A 7,110-nucleotide genomic window follows, 5' to 3' on the forward strand; every position below is an offset into this window, starting at 1 on the left:
GGGTGGCACTCCCCTCCTCGTCGCGCGGACGGGCCGGCGCGGGAGCCGGGGCGGCGGGCGGACGGCTGTAGGCCTCTCCGGCGATGGCGCGCGACATCTTCTCCGCCATGGCGTCGCTGCCGGACAGGAGGAAGTGCTCGCGCGCGCGGCCGTACTCGCCCATCTGGGCGAAGGTCAGCCCCAGGTAGTTGTGGGCCTTCTTGTGGTCCGGGGCCAGGTCGGTGGCGGTCTCGAACTCGCGCGCCGCGCGCTGGAGTGCGTTCGTCTTCAGGTAGACGAGCCCCAGGTTCACGCGCAGCGTGGGGTCCACCGGGTTGTCCCGCACGAGCATCTCGTACAGCTCCGCGGCGCGGTCGAAGAGGCCCAGCTTGAAATACGTCAGGCCCAGGAGGTTCTGGGCCTTCTCGTGGCGCGGCTGCAGCTGGTGCGCACGCTCCAGGAAGTCCTTCGCTTCGGTGACCTTGCCGGCGCCCAGCAGCTCACCTCCGCGGTGGAGCTGCTGCAGGAACTCCTCGTCAGCGGGGCCCGGCTCCTTCGTCCCCTTCGTGCGCGTCGTCATTCTCGGGTGTGGGCTCACGGCTGCTGGCCTCGGCCTGGGCGAGCCGCTCGCGCTCCTTGTAGTGTTGGTAGAGCTGGAGGACCTTGCGCACGTACTCCTGCGTCTCGGCGTACGGCGGCACCTGGCCCCCGTACTTCTTCACCGCGTCCGGCCCGGCGTTGTACGCGGCGACCATCTTCACCATGTCGCCGTCGAACATGTTCGCCAGCACGCGCAGGTAGCGCACGCCGCCCTCGATGTTGTCCTTCGAGTCGAAGATGTCCTTCACGTACATGTCCGACGCGGTGCCCGGCATGAGCTGCATCAGCCCGCTGGCGCCCTTATGGCTGAGCGCGTTCGGGTTGAAGTTGCTCTCCGTGTGCATGATGGCGCGCACCAGCGCGGACGGGATGCGGTAGCGCAGCGCCGCGGTGGTGATGTGCGGATCCAGCTCCGCGGGCGTCCGCGAGCGGCCCCGCACGGGCGCGGACTTGGCCGGCGCGGGCGTGAAGGTCCCGGACAGCTTGCGTGCCTTGCGCGCGCCTCCGGGCGGCACGTTCGTGTAGACGATGGTGCCGTCCTTCTCGACGTAGCTGTAGATGCCGTCGGAGGCGTACGCCGGGAGGGCGGCGGTCAGCAGGACAACGAGGGCGGTCAGGACACGCATGGCGGCGGGCGAAACCTTAGACAACGCCCGGAAAGTCCTCAAGAAAACGCCTTGTTTCCAGCACTTACCGCCATTAAGCCTGTTGGCCATGCCCCATCGGTTTGATTTCCTCGTCATGGGCGGCGGCGTGGCAGGCCTGTCGTTCGCCCTGCAGGCGGCCCGGCACGGCACTGTCGCCGTGCTCACCAAGCGCGAGCGTGGCGAGGGCAACACCGCCTACGCGCAAGGGGGCATCGCGAGCGTCCTGGCCCCCACGGACACGTTCGACGCGCACATCGAGGACACGCTCGTCGCGGGCGCGGGCCTGTGCCACCGGGACGCGGTGGAGGTGACGGTGCGCGAGGGGCCCACGCGCCTCAGGGAACTGGTGGCGCTGGGCGCGGAGTTCGACCGGCTGGGCGGCGAGTTCGACCTCACCCGCGAGGGCGGCCACTCGGCCCGCCGGGTCATCCACTCGGGCGACATCACCGGCCGCGAGGTGCAGCGCGCGCTCCTGGCCGCGTGTGATCAGCAGCCCAACATCACCTTCTTCGAGAACACGGCCGCCATCGACCTCATCCTGGACCGCCGGCCACACGCCCCCTCCAGCCGGTGCGTGGGCGCGTACGCGCTCCTGGAGAACGGCGCCATCGAGCGCTTCCTCTCCAAGGTGACGGTGCTGGCCACGGGCGGCGCGGGCAAGGTGTACCTCTACACCTCCAACCCGGACGTCGCGACGGGCGACGGCGTGGCCATGGCGTACCGCGCGGGCGCGCGCGTGGCGAACATGGAGTTCTACCAGTTCCACCCCACGTGCCTCTTCCACCCGGAGGCCAAGAGCTTCCTCATCAGCGAAGCGCTGCGTGGCGAGGGCGGCAAGCTGCGGCTCAAGGGCGGCCAGACGTTCATGGACCGCTACCACCCCATGCGGGACCTGGCCCCGCGCGACGTGGTGGCGCGCGCCATCGACGCGGAGCTCAAGCGCACGGGCAACGACTGCGTCTACCTGGACATGACGCACCTGGGCCGCGCGTACCTCACCGAGCGCTTCCCCAACATCTACGCCACCTGCAAGGCCTTCAACATCGACATGGCGGTGCAGCCCATCCCCGTCGTGCCCGCGGCCCACTACCAGTGCGGCGGCGTGGTGACGGACCTGTCCGGGCGCACCAACGTGCCGGGCCTGTACGCCATCGGCGAGGTGTCCTGCACGGGCCTGCACGGCGCCAACCGGCTCGCGTCCAATTCGCTCTTGGAGGGCCTGGTGTTCGGGCACCGCGCGGTGCAGGTGGCGGCGGAGGAGCTGTCCTCGCAGTCCCTGCCGAAGGAGGATCCGCCGGCCTGGGACTCCGGCAGCGCGGTGGACTCCGACGAGAGCGTGGTCGTCACCCACAACTGGGATGAGATCCGCCGGCTGATGTGGAACTACGTGGGCATCGTCCGCACGGACAAGCGGCTGATGCGCGCGCGGCGGCGGCTGGAGCTCTTGCGCGAGGAGATCCGCGACTACTACTGGCGCTTCAAGGTCACCCGCGACGTCATCGAGCTGCGCAACATCGCGGAGGTGGCGCACCTCATCGTGGACTGCGCGAGCCGCCGCAAGGAGAGCCGGGGCCTGCACTACACCCTGGACTACCCCCACACGGACGAGCACCAGGGCACGCGCGACACCGTCCTCTCGCGGGAGCTGTGAGCCGCCATGTCCCGTCCGCGCCGCATGCTGGATGACCTCCCCGGCCCCTCCGGGCTGGGAGATGCGCAGGGCCCCACGCCGCGTGGCCAGGACGGGGACGGACCTCCGCCGGGTCCACGGCAGCCCGGCCCTCCGCTGCCCACGCCCTACGTCAGCTACGCCATCATCGCGGGCGCGGTGGGGATGTTCTTCCTGAGCAGCTCCATGGGCCGGCAGCTGGTGACGCCGGAGGGCGGGCGCTACGGCATCGTGGGGCCGCTGGCGCTCTATGGCCCGTGGATCCGGGACGGCGAGTACTGGCGCCTGCTGGGCATGGTGTTCGAGCACGGCGGCCCGCTGCACCTGCTCTTCAACATGTCCGCCGTCTATTCGATGGGCACGTCGCTGGAGCGCGGCATCGGCAGCTGGCGGTTCCTGGCGATGTCGCTCGTCACGGCGCTGGGCGGCTCCGCGTTCGCGCTCTTCTTCAACTTCAACACCGTGACGGTGGGCGCGTCCGGGATGATCCTGGGCTGGGGCGGCGCGATGCTGCCCATCCTCAACCAGCAGGGCCGCCGGGAGCATCTGTTCTGGCTCGTGCAGGTGGCGGTCATCAGCCTCCTGCCTGGAGTGAGCTGGGCCGGGCACCTGGGCGGCTTCCTCTTTGGCCTGCCGTGCGGCATGGCGCTGCGCCTGGGCCCGAAGTTCTACTCGCGCGCCATCCCCGTCCTGCTGTTCATCGCCGCGGCGCTGGCCGTGGTGGCCGCCCACCCCCAACGGTACGGATCCTTCTGACCATGGCTGAGAGCACCGTGCGCAGCGTCTGCGTCTTCTGTGGCTCGCGCTCCGGCGTGCGCGCCGAGTTCCGCGAGGCAGCCTCCAGGATGGGGGCCGCGCTGGCGAAGCGGGGGCTGACGCTCGTCTACGGCGGCGCCAGCGTGGGGTTGATGGGCGCGGTGGCGGACGCGGTCATCGCCAATGGCGGCAAGACCGTGGGCGTGCTGCCCCACTTCATGGACGCGAAGGAGCTGGCCCACCCGCGGCTGACGGAGCTGCACCGGGTGGACTCCATGCACGCGCGCAAGGCGCTGATGGCCGAGCGCGCGGACGCCTTCATCGCCCTGCCGGGCGGCTTCGGCACCCTGGACGAGCTCTTTGAAATCGTCACCTGGGCGCAGCTGGGTCTGCACCGCAAGCCCATGGGCCTCCTGGACGTGGACGGCTTCTTCCAGCCGCTGCTCGCGCTGGTGAACCGGATGGTGGAGGCGGGCTTCGTCCCGGAGACGCAGGGCATGCCCTTCGCGGTGAACCCTTCGCCGGACGCGCTCCTGGACCGCCTGCTCGCGGGGCCCACGATGCCGCTCACGTCGAAGTGGCTGAAGGACGGCCAGCAGACCTGAGGTCCGCGGCCGTCCCCTGCTACCACGTCAGCGCGCGCTCACCTTCAGCTCCGCGTTCCCCAGCGACGAGGCGACGCGGAGCATCACCTGCTCGGTGCCTTCGGGGATGACGGGCTGGCCGTCGGCGAACACCTTGGGGAAGCGCACGCGGTAGGTCACCCAGAAGAGGCTGGCGTACGGGTAGTACGCGCGCACGTTGAGGTCCGACCGGCCCATCCGGCGGATCGCCAAGGGCGTGATTTCGCCCGCGGGCGTCACCAGCGCGATCCGCCAGATGCTGTTGCGGTGGGCAAAGTCGTCGTAGCGGTAGTCGTTGACGTGCACCGCCAGGAAGAACTCGTGGAACTGCTCCGCCTCGGCCTTCTCCTCCGCGAGGAGCTGTTCCACCTTGGCCGCGGGCAGCGTCTGGAAGATGGCGCGGCGGTGGATGCGGGCCTCGCGGAAGGCGGGCGTCTGGAGCGTGGCCCCCGCGAAGACGCGCGTGTCGAAGCCGTCGTAGATCTCCTTGCGGTCCGAGTACCGATCCAACACGGCGAGGTAGGCGGCCTCCTGCTTCGGATCATCCAGCGTGGGCGCGGGCTCGCCGACGCTGGGTGGAGAGCTGGCGCAGCCCCCCAGCACGCCCAAGAGCACCGCGGCCACCAGCAGCCTTCTCACGGGATGAAGTCCTTGCGCGTGAACAGCGTGGTGAGTCGGTGGCCGGTGGCCTCCACGGCCTCGCGTCCGCCCTCCAGCCGGTCCACCAGCGCGAAGGCGCCCAGCACCGTCAGGCCCTCCAGCTTCGCGCGCTCAATCGCCTTGAGCGTGGACGCGCCCGTCGTCACCACGTCCTCCACGATGGCCACCGGGGCGCCGGGGCCCAGCGCGGACAGGCCTTCAATCCACTGGCCGGTGCCGTGGCCCTTGGGCTCCTTGCGCACGATGAACGCGTGCAGGGGCTTCTGGCCGCCGCCCTCCAGGAAGCTAGTGAGGCTCACCGCCGACGCGAGCGGATCCGCGCCCAGCGTCAGCCCGCCCGCGGCCACCGCCGACGGAGCGTCACGCCGGATGGCCTCCAGGAGCAGCCGGCCGATGAGGTAGTGCCCCTCGGCGAGCAGCGCCGTGCGCTTGCAGTCGATGTAGAAGTCCGACTCCTTGCCGGAGGAGAGCACCACGCGCCTGCGCTCGAAGGAGCGCTGCGTGAGCACCTCCAGGAGCCGGGCGCGGTCGCGTTCGAGCGTTTCCGGCATGGGCTACAGATCCTCCAGGTACGCCACCAGCTGCGCCGAGTAGCGCAGCTGCATCAGCAACTCCGCCTTGCGCGATTCGTCCAGCGCCGCGAACACGTCCGCGAGCAGCGACAGGTCCTGGTTGAGGGCGCCCATGCGCTGCGCGACGTCCACCGCCAGCTCGTCCGCGTCGATCTCCTCCTCGACGCCCTCCGGAGCCAGCGTCTCCTCGGTGGCGAGCGCCTTCTCCAGCATGTCGCGCACCGGCGCCGTCAGCCGGCCTTCGGCCTCCAGCGACTCGCGCTTGGCCTCCAGCACGTCATGCTCCACCGGCGAGGCGTGGATGGCCTCCGCCAGGGACAGCAGGAGCGCGTCCTCATCCGACAGCTCCTCGTGCACGCGTACCTGGAGCTGGTCGCGCTTGAGGAAGCGCAGCGCCGCCACGCGCCGGAAGCCGCAGATGAGCTGGTAGCGGTCCTCGCCGCGCGGGCGCACGTCCACCGGGAACAGCTGGCCCAGTCGCGCCAGGTCCGTCGCCAGTTCGGACACGTCGCCCTCGTCCCGCAGGCGGAAGGTGGTGTCCTCGTCCAGTCGCTCCAGCGGCAACACCATCGCCGTCACCTGTCCCATCACGCGCGGCTCGATGGCCTCCGCGTGGGGCTCCCCTTCCGGGGTCGCCGCGTCTTCGTTGGAGCCTTGTTCCGCCTGCGCGCCGGAGCCCGCGTCCTCCTGGCTCGCGCGGCTCGCCACGTCCCAGATGCCGGCGCCCAGGAGCGCGTCGTCCGCGCCCGACACCGGGCCGGTGCGCGGCTCCTCCAGCACGTCCTTCGCCTCGCCGCCGCCGTCGCTGCCCGTGCCGGAAGCGTCCTGCACGCGCTCGCCCGAGGCCAGCTCCACGTAGCGGCCGGGCCCCGTGGAGGCGTCCGCACCGGCATCCGTGCCCTCGCCCTGACCGGTCTCGCCCGCGTTGCGTGCGTCCGCCCCGGTCGAGGACCCATCGCCTTCCCCGGCGGACGGCTCGCTCGAAGTCCCGGTGCCGGCGTCGCGGGCCTCACTGGACTCCGGTCCGCTCGCGGACGCGCTGCCCTCGCCACCAGCCGTGCTCGCCTCGGATGCGTCCGAGGAGCCGCTGCCCTCGCCACCGGCCGTGCTCGCCGCGGATGCGTCCGAGGCGCCGCTGCCCTCGTCACCGGCCGCTCGGGGCTCCGTATCGCTTCCCGTGGTGCTCATGGTCTGCCCCTCGCCGGGCAGGTCCGTCTGGGCTCCACCCGCTTCAGCCGGGGTGGTGCCTTCCGACGTCACGTCTCCACTCGCGCCCTCGCCGTGCTTCGGCGGGGACGCGTCGGCCGCGCCCTCGTGCTCGGACGGCGTCGCGTTCTCCCCAGGTGTGCCCGGCATCCCTTCCTGTCCCTCGGCCCTGTGCTCGGCGTCCATGGTGGCACCCCCGGTTGTCCAACCCCCGCGCCGCCGGAAACGACGGCGCGGCGGGAGGTCTCTAGCGGGACTTCTTCACCACGACCTTCTTCTTCGCGCCAGCACCCATCACGCGGGGAATGGGCGCGGAAGCACTGCTCGCCTGCTCAGTGGACGCCGGGCGCGGAGGCTCCGGAGCCCGGCGTCCACTGAGCAGGCGAGCAGTGCTTCCG

The 7,110-nt window shown here is 71.0% G+C and carries 8 protein-coding genes; 3 read left to right on the top strand and 5 right to left on the bottom strand.

Translation table 11 applies throughout. The features are described 5' to 3' along the window. Positions 1–559 (bottom strand): tetratricopeptide repeat protein (locus tag D7W81_RS38140; protein WP_147445774.1); only part of this gene is annotated, 559 nt, incomplete at its 3' end. Further along, the gene (locus D7W81_RS38145; RefSeq protein ID WP_120560276.1) at positions 516–1,205 is read right to left on the bottom strand and encodes a lytic transglycosylase domain-containing protein; all 690 of its coding nucleotides are present in this window, start codon (positions 1,203–1,205) and stop codon (positions 516–518) included. The genes D7W81_RS38145 and D7W81_RS38140, both read right to left, overlap by 44 nt. Positions 1,206–1,293: 88 nt before the next feature. Here D7W81_RS38145 and nadB point away from each other — a divergent pair, with 88 nt between their 5' ends. From nadB to D7W81_RS38160, 3 genes are read left to right on the top strand one after another with little or no spacing between them, the layout of a single operon-like run. Continuing rightward, complete coding sequence (gene nadB / locus D7W81_RS38150; RefSeq protein ID WP_120560277.1) at positions 1,294–2,877, top strand: L-aspartate oxidase; 1,584 nt, start codon at positions 1,294–1,296, stop codon at positions 2,875–2,877. Positions 2,878–2,883: 6 nt separating this feature from the next. Continuing rightward, entirely contained in the window at positions 2,884–3,651 is a 768-nt protein-coding gene (locus D7W81_RS38155; RefSeq protein WP_120560278.1) for a rhomboid family intramembrane serine protease, read from the top strand. Between the two features lie 2 nt (positions 3,652–3,653). Beyond that, complete coding sequence (locus D7W81_RS38160; RefSeq protein ID WP_120560279.1) at positions 3,654–4,256, top strand: LOG family protein; 603 nt, start codon at positions 3,654–3,656, stop codon at positions 4,254–4,256. A 27-nt stretch (positions 4,257–4,283) separates the two neighbouring features. On the opposite strand, the gene D7W81_RS38165 is transcribed toward D7W81_RS38160, so the two are convergent. The 3 genes from D7W81_RS38165 to D7W81_RS38175 are packed head-to-tail and all read right to left on the bottom strand — an operon-like array spanning position 4,284 to position 6,862. After that, the gene (locus D7W81_RS38165) at positions 4,284–4,913 is read right to left on the bottom strand and encodes a hypothetical protein (protein WP_120560280.1); all 630 of its coding nucleotides are present in this window, start codon (positions 4,911–4,913) and stop codon (positions 4,284–4,286) included. Then, positions 4,910–5,485 carry an orotate phosphoribosyltransferase gene (gene pyrE / locus D7W81_RS38170; protein WP_120560281.1) on the bottom strand — a complete coding sequence of 192 codons (576 nt, stop codon included), beginning with the start codon at positions 5,483–5,485 and terminating at the stop codon, positions 4,910–4,912. The genes D7W81_RS38165 and pyrE overlap by 4 nt, the downstream gene beginning before the upstream one ends. Before the next feature lie 3 nt (positions 5,486–5,488). Then, positions 5,489–6,862, bottom strand: coding sequence for a ParB/RepB/Spo0J family partition protein (locus D7W81_RS38175; protein WP_120560282.1), 1,374 nt, complete (start codon positions 6,860–6,862; stop codon positions 5,489–5,491). Positions 6,863–7,110: the final 248 nt, after the last annotated feature.

Origin of the sequence: Corallococcus aberystwythensis (assembly GCF_003612165.1) — a bacterium.
GTDB classification, from domain to species: Bacteria; Myxococcota; Myxococcia; order Myxococcales; family Myxococcaceae; genus Corallococcus; species Corallococcus aberystwythensis.